17 protein-coding genes, 1 rRNA gene and 1 pseudogene are annotated in these 16,525 nt (G+C 75.7%); 12 read left to right on the top strand and 7 right to left on the bottom strand.

The window, feature by feature from the left end:
- Positions 1–76, top strand: a 5S ribosomal RNA gene (gene rrf, locus ACI8AA_RS23770); the annotation flags it as partial.
- 19 nt (positions 77–95) lie between these two features.
- Here the strand turns inward: rrf and ACI8AA_RS23765 are convergent.
- The 3 genes and pseudogenes from ACI8AA_RS23765 to ACI8AA_RS23755 form a co-directional block, all read right to left on the bottom strand.
- Positions 96–1,586, bottom strand: a complete 1,491-nt coding sequence (locus ACI8AA_RS23765; RefSeq protein WP_457046837.1) for a hypothetical protein — start codon at positions 1,584–1,586, stop codon at positions 96–98.
- A complete protein-coding gene (locus tag ACI8AA_RS23760) occupies positions 1,571–1,828 on the bottom strand; it encodes an ATP-binding cassette domain-containing protein (RefSeq protein ID WP_457046836.1) in 258 nt (85 codons plus the stop codon). Before ACI8AA_RS23760 ends, ACI8AA_RS23765 begins: the two co-directional genes overlap by 16 nt.
- Before the next feature lie 193 nt (positions 1,829–2,021).
- Positions 2,022–2,222 (bottom strand): annotated as a pseudogene (locus ACI8AA_RS23755) (GntR family transcriptional regulator); the annotation flags it as partial.
- A 110-nt stretch (positions 2,223–2,332) separates the two neighbouring features.
- Between ACI8AA_RS23755 and ACI8AA_RS23750 the strand changes: the two are divergent.
- The 8 genes from ACI8AA_RS23750 to allB are packed head-to-tail and all read left to right on the top strand — an operon-like array spanning position 2,333 to position 9,150.
- A complete protein-coding gene (locus ACI8AA_RS23750; RefSeq protein ID WP_457046835.1) occupies positions 2,333–3,463 on the top strand; it encodes an epoxide hydrolase family protein in 1,131 nt (376 codons plus the stop codon).
- A gap of 57 nt (positions 3,464–3,520) precedes the next feature.
- The gene (locus tag ACI8AA_RS23745; protein WP_457046834.1) at positions 3,521–3,823 is read left to right on the top strand and encodes an urease subunit gamma; all 303 of its coding nucleotides are present in this window, start codon (positions 3,521–3,523) and stop codon (positions 3,821–3,823) included.
- Positions 3,820–4,122 (top strand): urease subunit beta, encoded by a 303-nt coding sequence (locus ACI8AA_RS23740; RefSeq protein WP_457046833.1) that lies wholly within the window; start codon positions 3,820–3,822, stop codon positions 4,120–4,122. The genes ACI8AA_RS23745 and ACI8AA_RS23740 overlap by 4 nt, the downstream gene beginning before the upstream one ends.
- The gene (locus ACI8AA_RS23735; protein WP_457046832.1) at positions 4,122–5,843 is read left to right on the top strand and encodes an urease subunit alpha; all 1,722 of its coding nucleotides are present in this window, start codon (positions 4,122–4,124) and stop codon (positions 5,841–5,843) included. The genes ACI8AA_RS23740 and ACI8AA_RS23735 overlap by 1 nt, the downstream gene beginning before the upstream one ends.
- The gene (locus tag ACI8AA_RS23730; RefSeq protein ID WP_457046831.1) at positions 5,843–6,493 is read left to right on the top strand and encodes an urease accessory protein UreF; all 651 of its coding nucleotides are present in this window, start codon (positions 5,843–5,845) and stop codon (positions 6,491–6,493) included. Before ACI8AA_RS23735 ends, ACI8AA_RS23730 begins: the two co-directional genes overlap by 1 nt.
- Positions 6,483–7,160, top strand: coding sequence for an urease accessory protein UreG (gene ureG, locus ACI8AA_RS23725; protein WP_457046830.1), 678 nt, complete (start codon positions 6,483–6,485; stop codon positions 7,158–7,160). The genes ACI8AA_RS23730 and ureG overlap by 11 nt, the downstream gene beginning before the upstream one ends.
- Positions 7,157–7,840, top strand: coding sequence for an urease accessory protein UreD (locus ACI8AA_RS23720; protein WP_457046829.1), 684 nt, complete (start codon positions 7,157–7,159; stop codon positions 7,838–7,840). The genes ureG and ACI8AA_RS23720 overlap by 4 nt, the downstream gene beginning before the upstream one ends.
- Complete coding sequence (gene allB / locus ACI8AA_RS23715) at positions 7,837–9,150, top strand: allantoinase AllB (RefSeq protein ID WP_457046828.1); 1,314 nt, start codon at positions 7,837–7,839, stop codon at positions 9,148–9,150. Before ACI8AA_RS23720 ends, allB begins: the two co-directional genes overlap by 4 nt.
- 69 nt (positions 9,151–9,219) lie before the next feature.
- On the opposite strand, the gene ACI8AA_RS23710 is transcribed toward allB, so the two are convergent.
- Entirely contained in the window at positions 9,220–9,378 is a 159-nt protein-coding gene (locus tag ACI8AA_RS23710) for a hypothetical protein (protein ID WP_457046827.1), read from the bottom strand.
- An 86-nt stretch (positions 9,379–9,464) separates the two neighbouring features.
- On the opposite strand from ACI8AA_RS23710, the gene alc reads away from it, so the two are divergent.
- On the top strand, positions 9,465–10,460 hold the full coding sequence (gene alc / locus ACI8AA_RS23705; RefSeq protein ID WP_457046826.1) for an allantoicase: 996 nt from the start codon (positions 9,465–9,467) through the stop codon (positions 10,458–10,460).
- Between the two features lie 48 nt (positions 10,461–10,508).
- Positions 10,509–11,252: an SDR family NAD(P)-dependent oxidoreductase gene (locus ACI8AA_RS23700; protein ID WP_457046825.1), complete on the top strand. Its 744-nt coding sequence runs from the start codon at positions 10,509–10,511 to the stop codon at positions 11,250–11,252.
- Positions 11,253–11,276: 24 nt separating this feature from the next.
- Here ACI8AA_RS23700 and pucD read toward each other — a convergent pair whose 3' ends face one another.
- Genes pucD through ACI8AA_RS23685 form a run of 3 tightly spaced genes read right to left on the bottom strand, consistent with a single transcriptional unit; the run spans position 11,277 to position 15,006 of the window.
- Positions 11,277–13,655 carry a xanthine dehydrogenase subunit D gene (pucD, locus tag ACI8AA_RS23695; RefSeq protein WP_457046824.1) on the bottom strand — a complete coding sequence of 793 codons (2,379 nt, stop codon included), beginning with the start codon at positions 13,653–13,655 and terminating at the stop codon, positions 11,277–11,279.
- Positions 13,652–14,140, bottom strand: a complete 489-nt coding sequence (locus tag ACI8AA_RS23690) for a (2Fe-2S)-binding protein (protein WP_457046823.1) — start codon at positions 14,138–14,140, stop codon at positions 13,652–13,654. The genes pucD and ACI8AA_RS23690 overlap by 4 nt, the downstream gene beginning before the upstream one ends.
- Positions 14,131–15,006 carry an FAD binding domain-containing protein gene (locus ACI8AA_RS23685; protein WP_457046822.1) on the bottom strand — a complete coding sequence of 292 codons (876 nt, stop codon included), beginning with the start codon at positions 15,004–15,006 and terminating at the stop codon, positions 14,131–14,133. The genes ACI8AA_RS23690 and ACI8AA_RS23685 overlap by 10 nt, the downstream gene beginning before the upstream one ends.
- 119 nt (positions 15,007–15,125) lie before the next feature.
- Between ACI8AA_RS23685 and ACI8AA_RS23680 the strand changes: the two genes are divergently transcribed.
- Complete coding sequence (locus ACI8AA_RS23680; RefSeq protein ID WP_457046821.1) at positions 15,126–16,499, top strand: 8-oxoguanine deaminase; 1,374 nt, start codon at positions 15,126–15,128, stop codon at positions 16,497–16,499.
- Positions 16,500–16,525 lie beyond the last annotated feature (26 nt).

Raw genomic sequence — 16,525 nt, 5'->3', positions numbered from 1 at the left:
GAACCCGGAAGCTAAGCCTCTCAGCGCCGATGGTACTGCTCCGGAGACGGGGTGGGAGAGTAGGACGCCGCCGGACAACCATTCAGCAGGGCCCCTCACCATCCGGTGCGGGGCCCTGCTGCATTCCCCGACAGAAGTCGGCGGCAATGCACCACGGCCCCGGTTCCGTCCTGACGGAACCGGGGCCGTGTGCGTTTTCTTGGAGCCTGCCGACCTCGGGGGACGATGCGGCGGAGTCCCGCGAAGGACAGCGCCGCGGCGATCACTCCGAGCGCCGCCGGCACGAGGACCGCCAGCGTCACCATCGACTGCTCGGTCAGCCAGGTGCCGAGGTCGCCCCGGGCGCGCTGCCACGAGACGAGGATGGCGAGGCCGCCGAAGCGCAGGAGGCCGCCGACCAGCAGGCTCCACCGGCCCAGTTGGCCCCACCGCTTCATCACGACGCCGAAGGCGACGCCGAGGAAGGCGGCGGCCAGCATCGGAGCGCCGGAGACGACGACCTGCAGCGCCCAGTTGTCGACGTCGAGCTTGCCGGGCGCCCAGGAGTTCAGCCGGACGCCCCAGCCGCCGGTCGCGTCCTCGACGGCCACCAGGGTGGCGAGGACGACGCCGTACACGAGGGCGGAGCCGACCGCGACGACGGCGGTCCCCCGGTGGAACGTGCGCCGGCTGAGGCTCATCCCCATCGAGAAGGGCAGCAGCTGGGTCACCGACGGGACGAACACGACCAGCACCGCGATGTAGAGGGACAGGACGCCGCCGGTGATCCCTCCGCCGGGCCGGTCGCCGGCTCCCGTGAGGGCCCAGATCGGCAGGTTGATGGCGAAGCTCAGCAGGGCGATGCCCCACGGGATGCCGATGATCTGCAGGGGGTTCACCAGGTGCAGGCGGGCCGCGGCGAAGGTGCGGTCCATCGGGTGACCCCTTCCAAGGAGAGGTCGTCGTCGGAGGACGGGTCGTCGGCGGGCACCGCCGGGGCCTGCGGGCGGGACGCGGCGTTGTGGGGCGTTGAGGGCCGCGACGAGCTGCTGCAGGGGCGTGCGCTCGGCGGTGACGCCGGCCGCGGCGAGATCGTCGGTGTCCACCGGCCCGCGCAGCCGGACGACCGCGCGGCTGGAGCCGCCGAGCGTCTCGGTGGTCAGCACCTCGTGCTGCCGGCCCAGGGCGGCGACGGCGTCGGCGCGGCCGGTCACGGTGAGGGCGGCGGCCCTCAGGTCGTCGGCGTCGTCGTCGAGGAGGACCCGGCCGGCGTCGACGAGCAGGACGTGCTCGAGCAGACCGCTGATCTCGTCGATGAGGTGCGTCGACAGGACGATCGTGCGCGGGTTCTCCGCGTAGTCGGCGATCAGCCGGTCGTAGAACAGCTGCCGGGCGACGGCGTCCAGGCCCGGGTAGGGCTCGTCGAACAGGGTGAGCGGCGCCCGCGAGGCCAGGCCGATGGTAATGCCGACGGCGGAGACCATGCCGCGGGAGAGCTTCTTGACCGGGCGACGGGGCGGCAGGCCGAAGTCGGCGACCAGGGAGCGCGCCAGGTCCTCGTCCCAGTTCGGGAAGAGGGTGGCGGCCGTGCTCAGGGCGTCGCGCACCCGGAAGGTGTCCGGGTAGCGCGCTGGCTCTCCTCACGAAGCAGACCTGCTGCAGGACGGCGTCGTCCACGTACGGGTCGGCGCCCAGAACCCGCACGCTGCCGCGGGTGCACCCGGTGGCCGGTGAGCAGCTGCATGAGCGTGGTCTTGCCGGCGCCGTTGCGGCCGAGCAGGCCGGTGATGCCGTCGGTGGCGAAGCCGGTGGTGACGCCGTCGAGCGCGGTGTGCTCCCGGTACCGCATCGTCACGTCGATGAGCGGGGCGCGGCGTCGCGCATCGCTCGTCCTCCCAGCGGTCGATCATGGTGGCCAGCTCGCGGGTGGAGATGCCGAGCTCGTGGGCCTCGGTCATCAGGGGGCGGACGTACTGGTCGGCGAACTCGCTGCGGCGGCGCTCGAGCAGCTGCTCGCGGGCGCCCGTGGCGACGAACACCCCGACTCCTCGTCTCTCGTGGAGGACCCCGTCGGCCACCAGCTGGTTGAGGCCCTTGGCCGCGGTGGCGGCGTTGATGCGGTGGAAGGCGCTGAGCTCGTTGGACGAGGGCGCCTGGCTCTCCTCGGCGAGGGAGCCGTCGACGATCGCGTTCTCGATCTGCGCGGCGACCTGCCGGAAGACCGTGCCGGAGTCCTCGTTCACCGGGGACGCCGGCCGCCCTCAGGGTTCCCGAGATCCCTGGGTTCGTCACTCATGTGATGGACCGGAGAACCGGCTCGTCCGTGGCGTCAACCGCAACTACGGTCGCGCCCGTGGACGACGTCGTCAGGCCCTTCACCGTCGACGTGCCGCCGGACGCGGTGGAGGACCTGCGCCGCCGGCTGCGGACCACCCGCTGGCCGGACCCGCCGACGGTGGACGGGTGGACCCAGGGCGTCCCGGTGGACGTGCTGCAGGAGGTCTGCCGGTACTGGGCCGAGGAGTACGACTGGCCGGCCCGGCAGGCGCGGATCAACGCGTTCCCACAGGTGGTCACCGAGGTCGACGGGCTGCCGGTGCACGCGCTGCACGTCCGCTCGCCGCACCCGGACGCCCTGCCGCTGGTGCTCACCCACGGCTGGCCCGGCTCGGTCGTCGAGTTCCTCGACGTGATCGGGCCGCTCACCGACCCCGAGGACCCGCGCGACGCCTTCACCGTCGTCGTCCCGTCGCTGCCGGGCTACGGGTGGAGCGGGAAGCCGACCGCGCCCGGCTGGGGGCCGGCGCGGACCGCCGACGCCTGGGCGGAGCTGATGCGCCGGCTGGGGTACGAGCGCTTCGGCGCCCAGGGCGGGGACATCGGGTCGTTCGTGTCGGCCAACCTGGGCGCGCGGCACCCCGACCGGGTGGTCGGCGTGCACCTGAACATGGTGGTCACCCTCCCGCCGGAGGGACGGACGGAGCTCGACGAGCGCGAGCGGCGGGCGCTGGACCGCATGCGGGCCTTCCGCGACGACGGCTCGGCCTACAGCCACCAGCACCGCACCCGGCCCCAGACGCTCGGCTACGGCCTCACCGACTCCCCGGCCGGGCAGTGCGCGTGGATCCTCGAGAAGTTCCACGCCTGGACCGACACCGGCGGCGACCCGGTCGGGGCGCTCGGCGTCGACCGGCTCCTCGACGACGTCTCGGTGTACTGGTTCACCGGCACGGCGACGTCGTCGGCACGGATGTACTGGGAGATGGCCCGGGCGCCAGGGGAGCGGACGCCGCGGGTCGACGTCCCCAGCGGCGTGTCCATGTTCCCCGGCGAGATCTTCGTGCCGCCCCGCGCGTGGGCCGAGCGGCAGCTGACCGACCTGCGGACGTGGCGCGAGCACGACAGCGGCGGGCACTTCGCGGCGATGGAGCGCCCGGCGGAGCTGGTCGCCGACGTCCGGGAGTTCTTCCGCCCGCTCAGGTAACCGCCGCGACACATCGGGTCACTAGCGTCCGGGCTCCGCCGACCTGGAGGACCCCGCGTGCACCTCTCCCCGCACGAGCAGGAGCGTCTGCTGCTCTCCTACGCCGCCGAGCTGGCCCGCCGACGGCGGGCGCGGGGGCTGCGGCTGAACCTCCCGGAGGCGACGGCGATCGTCACCGACCACGTGCTGGAGGGCGCCCGCGACGGCGTCCTGGTCGCCGAGCTCATGCAGACGGGCCGCACCATCCTCACCCGCGACGACGTCATGGACGGCGTCCCCGAGCTGCTGGAGGAGGTGCAGGTGGAGGCGACCTTCCCGGACGGGACCAAGCTGGTCACGGTCCACCAGCCGATCCCGTGATCCCCGGCGAGGTGATCCCCGCGGAGGGGACGATCGAGACGCTGCCCGGAGCCCCGCGGTTCGAGCTCGAGGTGACCAACACCGGCGACCGGCCGGTGCAGGTGGGCTCGCACGTCCACTTCGCGCAGACCAACCGGGCGCTGCGGTTCGACCGGGCCGCCGCGCACGGCCACCGGCTCGACGTCGCCGCCGGCACCGCCGTCCGCTTCGAGCCCGGCGTCACCCGCACGGTGACGCTGGTGCCGCTGGCCGGCGCCCGCGTCGTCCCCGGCCTGACCGGAGAGGGAGGGCTCGGCTGATGGTGCTGCTGTCCCGCGAGCGCTACGCCCAGCTGTACGGCCCGACCACCGGCGACCGGATCCGGCTGGCCGACACCGACCTGCTGATCGAGGTCGAGGAGGACCGCTGCGGCGGCCCCGGCCGGGCCGGCGAGGAGGCGGTGTTCGGCGGCGGCAAGGTGATCCGCGAGTCGATGGGCCAGGGCCGCGCCACCCGCGCGCAGGGCGCGCCCGACCTGGTCATCACCGGCGCCGTCGTGCTGGACCACTGGGGGGTCGTGAAGGCCGACGTCGGCGTCCGCGACGGGCGGATCGTCGCGCTGGGCAAGGCCGGCAACCCGGACACGATGGACGGCGTCCACCCGGACCTGGTGATCGGGCCCGGCACCGAGGTGATGGCCGGCAACGGGCGGATCCTCACCGCCGGCGGCATCGACTGCCACGTCCACTTCATCTGCCCGCAGGTCGTGCCGACGGCGCTGGGCTCGGGCGTCACGACGCTCATCGGTGGCGGCACCGGCCCGGCGGAGGGCTCGAAGGCCACCACGATCACCCCGGGCGACTGGTACCTCGCCCGCATGCTCGAGGCGATGGACCCGTGGCCGGTCAACGTCGCGCTGCTGGGCAAGGGCAACACCGTCTCGCAGGAGTCGATGGAGGAGCAGCTCCGCGGCGGGGCGAGCGGCTTCAAGCTGCACGAGGACTGGGGCTCGACGCCCGCCGCGATCGACGCCTGCCTGACCGTCGCCGGCCGGCACGGCGTCCCGGTGGCGCTGCACTCGGACACGCTCAACGAGGCGGGGTTCGTCGAGGACACCCTCGCCGCGATCGCCGGGCGGAGCATCCACGCGTACCACACCGAGGGTGCCGGGGGCGGTCACGCGCCGGACATCATCACCGTGGCCGGGCACCCGAACGTGCTGCCGTCGAGCACCAACCCGACCCGGCCGCACACGGTGAACACCCTCGACGAGCACCTCGACATGCTCATGGTCTGCCACCACCTGGACTCCTCCGTGCCGGAGGACCTCGCCTTCGCCGAGAGCCGGATCCGGCCGACGACGATCGCCGCCGAGGACCTGCTGCACGACCTCGGCGCCATCTCGATGATCGGCTCGGACGCGCAGGCGATGGGCCGGGTGGGCGAGGTGGTCCTGCGCACCTGGCAGACGGCGCACGTGATGAAGCGCAAGCGCGGGTCGCTGGCCGGCGACGGCGCCGCGGACAACCTGCGGGCCCGCCGGTACGTCGCCAAGTACACGATCTGCCCCGCGGTGGCGCACGGGATCGACGGCGAGGTGGGCTCGGTGGAGCCCGGCAAGCTCGCCGACCTGGTGCTGTGGGACCCGCGCTTCTTCGGCGTCCGCCCGCACGCGGTGCTCAAGGGCGGGGTCATCGCCTGGGCGCAGATGGGCGACGCCAACGCCTCCATCCCGACCCCGCAGCCGCAGCTCCCGCGGCCCATGTTCGGTGCCTACGGCCGCGTCCCCGCGCAGACGTCGCTGCACTTCGTCGCACCCGCCGCGCTCGAGGCGGGCCTCGGTGACCGGCTCGCCGTCGACCGGCGGCTGGCCGCGGTCACCGACACCACCCGGCTGACGAAGGCGGACATGCCGGAGAACACCGCGCTGCCGGAGATCCGGGTCGACCCGGACACCTTCACGGTCACGGTCGACGGCGAGGTGTGGGAGCCCGAGCCGGTGCGTGAGCTGCCGATGGCGCAGCGGTACTTCCTCTTCTGATGACGGCGGCTCTGCTCACGCTGGCCGACTCGCGGCTGCCGGCCGGCGGGCACACGCACTCCGGCGGGGTGGAGCAGGCGGTCGCGGCCGGGCTGGTGCGCGATCCGGCGTCGCTGGCGGCCTTCCTGCTCCGCCGGCTCGCGACCTCCGGTGCGGTGGCGGCCGGGCTCGCCGCAGCGGCGTGCCGTGGGGGAGACCTCGCGGCGCTGGACGCGGAGGCCGACGCGCGGACGCCGTCGCCGGCGCTGCGGGCCGCGTCCCGGCAGCAGGGGCGCGGGCTGGTGCGGGTGGGCCGTCGCGCCTGGCCCTCACCGCTGTGGGACGCGCTGCCCGCCGCGCCGCACCACCCGGTCGCGCTCGGGGTCGCCGCGGCTGCCGGCGGGCTCACCGCCCGGGACGCCGCCGCGGCCGCCGCCTACCTGTCGGTCAGCGGCCCGGCGACGGCGGCCCAGCGGCTGCTCGCCATGGACCCGCTCACCGTCGCCGCCGTCACCGCGCGGCTCGCGCCGGAGATCGACGCCGTCGCCACCACCACCGCGGAGAGCGGCAGGAATGGCCATTCCTGCCACCTGCCCGCCGACACCGACCCGCTCCTCGACCTGCTGGCCGAGGTGCACGCCGCACGGAAGGACCGCTTCTTTGCCTCCTGACCACAACCTGGACGACTACGTGGACCCCTACGAGCACGGGCACCGGCACGGCGGGCCGCTGCGCGTCGGGCTCGGCGGCCCGGTCGGCTCCGGGAAGACCGCGCTGGCCGCCGCGCTGTGCCGCACGCTCGGCGCGGAGTACGACCTCGCCGTCGTCACCAACGACATCTACACGACCGAGGACGCCGACTTCCTGCGCCGCAACGCCGTCCTCCCCGACGACCGGATCGAGGCGGTGCAGACCGGCTGCTGCCCGCACACCGCCATCCGCGACGACATCACCGCCAACCTCGACGCCGTCGAGCTGCTCGAGGCCCGCCACCCGGGACTGGAGCTGGTGCTCGTGGAGTCCGGCGGGGACAACCTGACGGCGAGCTTCAGCTACGGGCTGGTCGACGTGCAGGTGTTCGTGGTCGACGTCGCCGGTGGGGACAAGGTGCCGCGCAAGGGCGGGCCCGGGGTCACCGCGAGCGACCTGCTGGTGGTGAACAAGACCGACCTCGCGCCGCTGGTGGGCGCCGACCTCGACGTCATGCGGCGGGACTCCGCGGTGGTGCGCGGGGACAAGCCGACGCTGCTCATCTCGCTGCGCGAGGACCCGGCCGCCACCGAGGTGGCCGAGTGGGTGCGCGCGCAGGTGCGGGCGCGGCAACTGCAGCAGGCGTGAGGACGCGGGTCGAGGTCGTCGCGCGGCGGGGGCCCGGCGGGCGCACCGTGCTGCCGGTGGTCCGCAGCTGCGGGCAGCTGGCAGTGCGCCGGACCGGTCCGTCCGCCGTGCACCTCGTGGCGACGGCGTTCGGCCCGCTGGGCGGCGACGACGCCGAGGTCCGGCTGGTGGTCGAGGAGGGCGCCGCGCTGGCGGTGCGCTCGGTGGCCGCCGCGGTGGCGCTACCGGCCCGGGACGGCGACCGCCCGTCGGAGCAGCGCGTCGTCGCCGAGGTCGCCGGGGAGCTCGACCTGCGACCGGAGCCCACGGTGGTCGCCGCCCGCGCGCACCACCGGGCGTCGCTCACCGCCGCGCTCGCGCCCGGCGCCGTCCTCACCGCCACCGAGCAGGTGCTGCTCGGCCGCACCGGCGAGGAGCCCGGCCGCTGGACCGGCACCACCCGGGTGGTCGTCGACGGGCGGCCGCTGCTGCACACGACCGTCGGGCTCGGGCCCGGCGCGCCGGCCTGGCTGCCGCCGGTCGCGCCGCGCGCCTGGGCGTCCACCGTGCACGTCGGGCAGGCTGCCGAGGTGCTGACCGCCGAGGACGCCGTCCGCCTGCCGCTGGAGAACGGGTGGGTGGCCACCGCGTGGGGAACCGAGCTGCACTCCGTGGTGCGCGCGGTGGAGGCGGTGGCGTGACCCTCGTCGTCCGGGCGCGGCGGGTGGTGCTGCCCGACGGCGAGCGCGCCGCCGCCGTGCACACCGAGGGCGGCGTGGTCACCGCGGTGACCGGCTTCGACGACGCCCCGGCCGGTGCGGTCACCCTCGCCGACGACGAGGTGCTGCTGCCCGGACTGGTCGACAGCCACGTGCACGTCAACGACCCGGGCCGCACCGAGTGGGAGGGCTTCGCCAGCGCCACCCGGGCCGCGGCCGCCGGCGGCGTCACCACGATCGTGGACATGCCGCTGAACTCGGTGCCGGCCACCACCACACTCGAGGCGCTGCGGGTCAAGCGCGAGGTCGCCGCCGGGCAGGTCGCCGTCGACGTGGCGTTCTGGGGCGGCGCGGTGCCCGGCAACGCCGGCGAGCTGCGGCCGATGCACGAGGCCGGCGTCGTCGGGTTCAAGTGCTTCCTGCTCGACTCCGGGGTGCCGGAGTTCCCGCCGCTGGACGACGCCGGGCTGCGCGCCGCGCTGGCCGCGCTGGCGTCGTTCGACGGGCTGCTGATCGCCCACGCCGAGGACGCGACGGTGATCGACGCCGCGCCGGAGCCCGCCGGCGTCAGCTACGCGGCCTATCTCGCCTCCCGCCCGCCCGCGGCGGAGGAGACGGCGATCGGCCGGCTGGTCGCGGCCACCCGGGACACCGGCGCGCGCAGCCACGTCGTCCACCTGGCCGACGGCGACGCGCTGCCGCTGCTGCGCGCCGCCCGGGCGTCCGGCGTGCGGATCACCGTGGAGACCTGCCCGCACTACCTGACCTTCGCCGCCGAGGACGTGCCCGACGGCGACACCGCGTACAAGTGCTGCCCGCCGATCCGCGAGGCGGCGCACCGGGAGGCGCTGTGGGGCGCGCTGCGGGCGGGGGACGTCGACCTGGTGGTCAGCGATCACTCACCGTGCACGCCCGAGCTCAAGCGGCTCGACGTCGGCGACTTCGGGCTGGCGTGGGGCGGCATCGCGGGGCTGCAGGTGGCGCTGCCGGCGGTGTGGACCGGCGCGCGGGCCCGCGGGGTGCCGCTGGCCGAGGTGGTGGGCTGGATGTCGGCGGCGCCGGCGCGGCTGGCCGGGCTGCCGGGCAAGGGCGCGATCGCCGTCGGCAGGGACGCCGACCTGGTGGCCTTCACGCCGGACGAGCGGTTCACCGTGGGCCGGCTCGAGCACCGCAACCCCGTGACGCCGTACGCGGGGCGGGAGCTCACCGGCGTCGTCCGGCGGACCTGGCTGCGCGGGCGGGAGGCCGACGGCAGCCCCCTCGGCCGGCTGCTCGGCCGAGGGGACCAGTGACGGGCTGGAACGGCCCGCCTGCAGGGTCCCGCCGCGAGCCTGCGAGCGGTGGGGGGCAGGCGGGTCCTTCTACTGTTGTTCTCCCTCCTCGCGGGCGGCGTCGTCCATGATCTGCGGGTCGTCGGTGGAGCCGCCGGCGGGGTCGGCGTTGCCCAGCGCGGTCTCGGCGGGCATCTGCTCGACGTGCTCGCGGGCGCGCTCGCGCAGGTCGTCGGTGGGTTCGGACACGGGTCCTCCTCGGATCTCTCGCGGACCCCGGCCCTCTACCCCGGCCGTGCCAGAGTGACCCGCGACCGCCGCCGACGAGGAGAGCGATGAGCGACCCGTTCGACCTGCCCGACCTGGCCGTCCGCACGCAGGGCGGCGCCGTGGTGGCCGCCAACGACGAGTTCTTCGCCGGCAAGGAGAACCTCGTCCTGCCCGGGCCGGCGCGGGCGCGCGACGACTTCGGCGCCCGCGGCAAGGAGTACGACGGCTGGGAGACCCGGCGGCGCCGGGAGCCCGGGCACGACTGGGCGGTCGTGCGGCTCGGCATGCCGGGCGTGGTGCACGCCGTCGTCGTCGACACCGCGTTCTTCCTCGGCAACTACCCGCCGCGGGCCGCGCTGGAGGGCGCGTCCGTCGAGGGGTACCCGTCGCCATCCGCGCTGGCCGGCGCCGACTGGTTCCCGCTGCTGCCCCTGGCGGACCTGGCCGGGGGCACGGCGAACCGCTTCGCCGTCGACCCGGGGCCGCGGGTGACGCACGTGCGGCTGTCCATCCACCCCGACGGCGGCGTGGCGCGGCTGCGGGTGCACGGCGAAGTCGTGCCCGACCCGCGGCTGCTCGACGCCGGCCCGTGCGACCTCGCGGGGCTGGAGAACGGCGGGCGGATCACCGGGGTGAGCAACGCCTTCTACGGCAGCCCGCACCAGCTCATCGGCCGCGGTGAGGCGCGCTCGATGGGCGAGGGCTGGGAGAACGCCCGCCGCCGCGACGACGGCAACGACTGGGTCGAGGTGGCGCTGGCCTGCGAGGGCACGGTGACCCTCGCCGAGCTCGACACCTCGTGGTTCCTCGGCAACGCGCCGGGTGCGGCGTCCCTGACCGGCCGGACGGCGGACGGCGCCGAGGTCGAGCTGCTGCCCCGCACGCCCCTGCAGCCCGACACCCGGCACCGGTTCGTGCTCCCCGGCGACGGCGCGGTGACCGCGGTGCGGATGGACGTCCTCCCCGACGGCGGCATGGCCCGCCTGCGGCTGTGGGGCCGCCCGACCGACGCCGGCCGTGCCGCCCTGTCCCGCCGCTGGCAGGAGACCACCCCAGGCTGAGCGGCGGAAATGGCCATCTCTGCCGCAACCGGCGGGTAGGGGCGGTCCGTGGCGACGATCGCGATCACCGGGTCCACCGACGGCATCGGCCGGTCGGCCGCGCGGCGGCTGCTGGGCGACGGGCACACCGTCGTCCTGCACGCCCGCAGCGAGGCCCGGGGCGCGCCGGTCGCCGAGGAGCTCGGCCGGCTCGGCGACGTCCGGCTGGTCACCGGCGACCTGGCCGACCTCGACCGGGTCCGCGCGCTGGCCGGGCAGCTCGGGGAGGTGGACGTGCTCGTGCACAACGCCGGCGTCTGGCCGCCGGACGGGGCGCCGGTCAGCGTGCAGGGCCACGAGCTCGCGTTCGCCGTCAACGCGCTCGCCCCGCACCTGCTCACCGCCCTGGTGCGGGAGCGGGTGCGCGGGCGGCTGGTCTTCCTCGGCAGCGGCATGGTCGGCTCCGGCCGCGTCGACCCCGGCGGCCTCGGCAGCGCGCGCGAGCCGGGGCGCGCCTACGCCGACTCCAAGGCGCTCGACGTCGTCCTGGCCCTCGGCTGGGCCCGCCGCCTGCCGCACCTGCGGGTCGGCGCGGTCGACCCGGGCTGGGTGCGCACCAAGCTCGCCTCCCCGGGCGCGCCCGGGGACGTCGAGGACGGCGGCGCGCGGGTGGCGCACGCCGCGGCCGGCGACTGGCCCGGCGGCTACACCGCCGGCCGCCGCCCGGCGCGGACGCCCCGCGCGCTGGAGGACCCGGCCCTGCAGGACCGCGTGCTCGCCGCGATGGACCGCCTGGCGGGGGTCACTGCGTAGGGCGGCAGAGCTGGCCCCGCGGGGTCACGTCCCGGTGACGTGCTCCGGGCGGACGGGCACACGGGTCAGGGGCAGGCCGGTCGCCTGGCGGATCGCGGCGAGCACCGCGGGCCCGGAGGAGATGTTGGGCGCCTCGCCGACGCCGCGCAGGCCGTAGGGCGCGTGCGGGTCGGCGTACTCCAGCACCTCGATGCGCATCGGCGGCATGTCCAGCACGGTCGGGATGAGGTAGTCGGTGAACGACGGGTTCTGCACCCGGCCGTCGCGGACCAGGATCTCCTCCATCACCGCCAGGCCCAGCCCCTGCGCGGTGCCGCCCTGGATCTGCCCGACGACGGCCTGCGGGTTGATCGCCTTGCCGACGTCCTGCGTGCAGGCCATCTCCACGACCTTGACCAGCCCGAGCTCGGTGTCGACGTCGACCACGGCCCGGTGCGCGGAGAAGGCGTACTGCACGTGCGCGAAGCCCTGGCCGGTCTCCGGGTCGATCGCCTCGGTGGGCCGGTGCCGCCACTCGACGGTCTCCTCGACCGCCGCGTCGCCGAGCACGTCGGCCAGCGGGAGCGCCACGCCCTCGAGGTCGGACACGACCTTCCCGCCGTCCAGCCGCAGGTCGGCCACCGGCCGGCCGACGGCGGACCGCGCGAGCTCCAGCACCCGGCCGCGGACCGCCTCGCAGGCGGCCTTCACCGCGCCGCCGGTGACGTAGGTCTGCCGGGACGCCGAGCTCGAGCCCGCCGACCCGACGCCGGTGTCCTTGGGGTGCAGGACGACGGCGTCCACGCCCAGCTCGGTGCGGGCGATCTGCTGCTCGACGGTGACCAGGCCCTGGCCGACCTCGGCCGCCGCGGTGTGCACGGTCGCGACCGCCTCGCCGCCGACCACCTCCAGCCGCACCCGCGCGGTGGAGTAGTCGTCGAAGCCCTCGGAGAAGGCCACGTTCTTGTAGGCGACGGCGTACCCGACGCCGCGGCGCACGCCCTCGCCGTGGGTGGTGTTGGAGACGCCGCCGGGCATGTGCCGCAGGTCGACGTCGTCGCCGGTGGCGGGGGCCGGCGGCAGCGGCATCGCCTCCAGCCGGCGCAGCAGCTCGGCGACCGGCGCGGGGCTGTCGACGACCTGGCCGGTGGGCGTCTCCGAGCCCTGCTCCATCGCGTTGCGGCAGCGCAGCTCGACCGGGTCCATGCCGAGCTCGGCGGCGAGGGCGTCCATCTGCGCCTCGTAGGCGAACGCGGTCTGCACCGACCCGAACCCGCGCATGGCGCCGCACGGCGGGTTGTTGGTGTAGGCGCCGTAGCAGTCGACGTGCACGTTCGGGACGACGTAGGGGCCGATGCCCATCGTGCCGCCGTTGCCCACGACCGCCGGCGTGCTGGAGGCGTAGGCGCCGCCGTCGAAGTAGATCTCCGCCCGCACGTAGACCAGGTCGCCGTCGCGGGTGGCGCCGTGCTCGTAGCGCATGGTCGCCGGGTGGCGGTGCACGTGCCCGAAGAAGGACTCCTCGCGGTTGTAGGACATCTTCACCGGCCGGCCGGTGTGCAGCGCGAGCAGGCAGGCGTGCACGTGCATGGACAGGTCCTCGCGCCCGCCGAACGCGCCGCCCACCCCGGCGAGCGTGAGCCGCACCTTCTCGGGCGGCATGCCCAGCGCCGAGCAGATCTGCCGCTGGTCCACGTGCAGCCACTGGGTGGCCACGTACAGGTCGACGCCGCCGTCCTCCCCGGGCACCGCCAGCCCCGACTCCGGGCCGAGGAAGGCCTGGTCCTGCATGCCGACCTCGTACTCGCCGACCACCACGACGTCGGCGGTGGGCGCGGGGTCGCCCTTGCGGACCTTGAGGTGGCGCACCAGGTTGCCGTGCGGGTGCAGGTGCGCGCTCTCCCGGCTGAGCTCGGTGACCTCGGCCGGCGCGTCGTGCACCTGGTTCCAGGTGGGGTGGCCCAGCGCCCGCCGCGCGTCGGTGACCGGCTCCCAGACGTCGTAGTCGACGACGATCCGCGCCGCGGCCCGGCGGGCGGTGTCGGGGTGGTCGGCGGCGACCAGCGCCACCGGCTCGCCCTGGTAGCGGACGACGTCGAGGGCGAGCACCGGCTGGTCGGCGAGCTCGAGGCCGTAGACCTTCTCGCCGGGCACGTCGTCGGAGGTGAGGACGGCGTGCACGCCGGGGACGGCCAGCGCCGGGCCGACGTCGATCGCGCGGATGCGCGCGTAGGGGTGCGGGCTGCGCAGAGTGACGCCCCACAGCATGTCGTCGGTCCACAGGTCGCTGGCGTAGGCGAACTCGCCGCGGACCTTGAGGACGCCGTCGGGGCGCTGCGCGTCGGTGCCGACCCCGCCCCCGCCGCTGCCGGGGCCGGTCAGGTGCGAGGGGGCGCCGCTCGGGGCGCGGGTGGGGGTGCTCATCGCGCGTCACCTGCCATGCGGTCGGCCGCGAGCCGGACGGCGTCCAGGATCTTCTCGTAGCCGGTGCAGCGGCAGAGGTTCCCGGCCAGCGCCTCGCGGATCTCGGCGTCGGCGGGCGTGCGGCCCTCGTCCCGCGCGCGGCGGACCAGGTCGTCGGTGGCCACCAGCAGCCCGGGCGTGCAGAAGCCGCACTGCACGGCGCCGGCCTCGAGGAACGCCTCCTGGACCGGGTGCAGCCCGTCCCCGCCCGCCAGCCCCTCGACGGTGCCGACCTCACGGCCCTGCGCCTGCCCGGCGGCGACCAGGCAGGCGCACACCGGCAGCCCGTCGAGGTAGACCGTGCACGAGCCGCACTCGCCCTGCTCGCAGGCGTTCTTCGAGCCGGGCAGGCCCATCCGCTCGCGCAGGACGTACAGCAGGCTCTCGCCCTCCCAGACGTCGTCCACCTGCTGCGGCGTGCCGTTGACGGTGCAGCTCAGGCGCACGTCGGGTCTCCCTTCCGGTAGTCGGCCCAGGCCCAGGTCAGCGTGCGCCGGGCCATGACCGAGAGCGCGTGGACGCGGTAGCGGGCGGTGCCGCGGACGTCGTCGATGGGCGCCGCCGCGGAGGCCACCAGCTCACCGAAGCGGGCGGCGGTGGCGGCGGGGAGCCCGGCGCGGGACTCCCACAGGCCGTCGAGCTCCCCGGCGAGGAACTCCTCGGCGGCGGGGGCGCGGCGCGGCGTGGGCGCGGCCGACCCGATGCCGGTGCCGACGGCGCGGCGGTCGGGGTGCAGCGCCAGCCCGAACGCGGCGACGGCGATGACCATCGCGTTGCGGGTGCCGATCTTGCTGTACTGCTGCGGGCCGGTGGGCGGGGTGATCCGGACGGCGGCGATCAGCTCGTCGTCGGCCAGCGCGGAGCGCTTCACGCCGGTGTAGAACTCCGCGACCGGGATCCGGCGGGTGCCGCGGACGCTCGCCACCTCGACCTCGGCGCCGGCGGCCAGCAGGGCGGGGTGCGCGTCGCCGGCCGGGGAGGCGGTGGCCAGGTTGCCGCCGACGGTGCCGCGGTTGCGGATCTGCGGCGAGCCGATGGTGCGGGCGGCCATCGCCAGACCGGGCAGCCGGTCGCCGAGCTCGGTGATGACCCGGGCGTAGGGGACGCCGGCGCCCAGCCGCACCGCGCCGTCGTCGGGCTCCCACGCCTGCAGCTCGGCGACCCGGGTGAGGTCGAGCAGCAGCGCCGGGCGGAGCCGGCCGAAGTTGATCGCGACCATGACGTCGGTGCCCCCGGCGATGGGCACGGCGTCGCGGTGGGCGGCCTTCGCCTCCAGCGCCTCCGCCCACGTCGTGGGCTGCAGGAACTCCATCGCCACTCCTCGTCGGTGTCCCGGGGGACGGCCACGGTAGCCCCGGTTCGTTCCGGCCGGGTTGCGCGACGGCACGTGGCGACTCGCCGTGTTCACACGGGATCGGCAGGATGCCGCGGGTGAAGACGACCGCCGACCTCCTCGTCCGCGATGCCGACCTGCTCGCCACCGTCGACGACGGGCGGCGGGAGATCGCCGGCGGCTGGGTGGCCGTGACCGCCGGGGTGGTGAGCGGCGTCGGCGGGCCCGGGGACCCGCGGCCGGCGGCGGCCCGCACGGTCGACGCCCGCGGCTGCCTGGTGACGCCCGGGCTGGTCAACACCCACCACCACCTGTACCAGAACCTCACCCGGTCCTTCGCGCCCGCGCTGACCGGCGGCCTGTTCGAGTGGCTGGTGACCCTCTACCCGCTGTGGGCGCGGCTGGACGAGGAGGCGGCGTACGTGTCGGCCTACGTCGGGCTGACCGAGCTCGCGCTGGCCGGCTGCACCACCTCGACCGACCACCTCTACGTGCACCCGCGCGGCGGCGGGGACCTGATCGGCGCCGAGGTGCGCGCGGCGCGGGACCTGGGGATGCGGTCGCACGTCACCCGGGGGTCGATGTCGCTGTCGGTGAAGGACGGCGGGCTGCCGCCGGACTCCGTCGTCCAGGACGACGACGAGATCCTCGCCGAGTCGCAGCGGCTCGTCGACGCCCACCACGACCGCTCCCCGCACGCGCTCACCCGCATCGCGCTGGCGCCGTGCTCGCCGTTCAGCGTGTCGACCGAGCTGATGACCCGCACGGCGGAGCTGGCCGAGCGGCTCGACGTCCGGCTGCACACCCACCTCGCCGAGACACAGGACGAGGACGCGTTCTGCCTGGCGCGCTTCGGCCGCCGCCCGGTCGACTACCTGGCCGACGTCGGCTGGATGACCGACCGGGTGTGGCTGGCCCACGTGGTGTGGCCCTCGGCCGAGGAGGTGACCCGGCTCGGCGCCGCGCGGGTCGGGGCGGCGCACTGCCCGTCGTCGAACATGGTCCTGGGCAGCGGGCTGTCCCCGGTGGCCGAGCTGCGGGCGGCCGGGGCGCCGGTGGGGCTGGGCGTGGACGGGTCGGCGTCGGCGGACGCGGCGTCGCTGTGGCTGGAGGCCCGCACGGCGATGCTGCAGGGCAAGCTGCGGCACGGCGCCGGCTCCTTCAGCGCCCGGGACGCGCTGGAGATCGCCACCCGCGGCGGCGCGGGCTGCCTCGGGCGCACCGGGGAGATCGGCGAGCTGTCGGTGGGCGCGTGCGGCGACCTCGCCGTCTGGCCGCTCACCGGGCCGGCGTTCGCGGGGGCGCTGAGCGACCCGGTGGAGGCGTGGCTGCGCTGCGGGCCGGTCGCCGCGCGGCACACCGTCGTCGGCGGGCGGTTCGTGGTGGAGGACGGCGTGCCGGTGCACCCCGGTCTCGACGAGCAGCTCGCCGTCCACCGGAGGGTGTCCGAGCGCCTGCAGGCGGCCCTGTAGTCCGCCTCCCGCGCGCGGGAGGCGGA

Source organism: Geodermatophilus sp. SYSU D01180, from assembly GCF_054050415.1.
The sequence above is the reverse complement of the archived record's forward strand: the minus strand, read 5'-3'. Positions and strand labels throughout refer to the sequence as shown.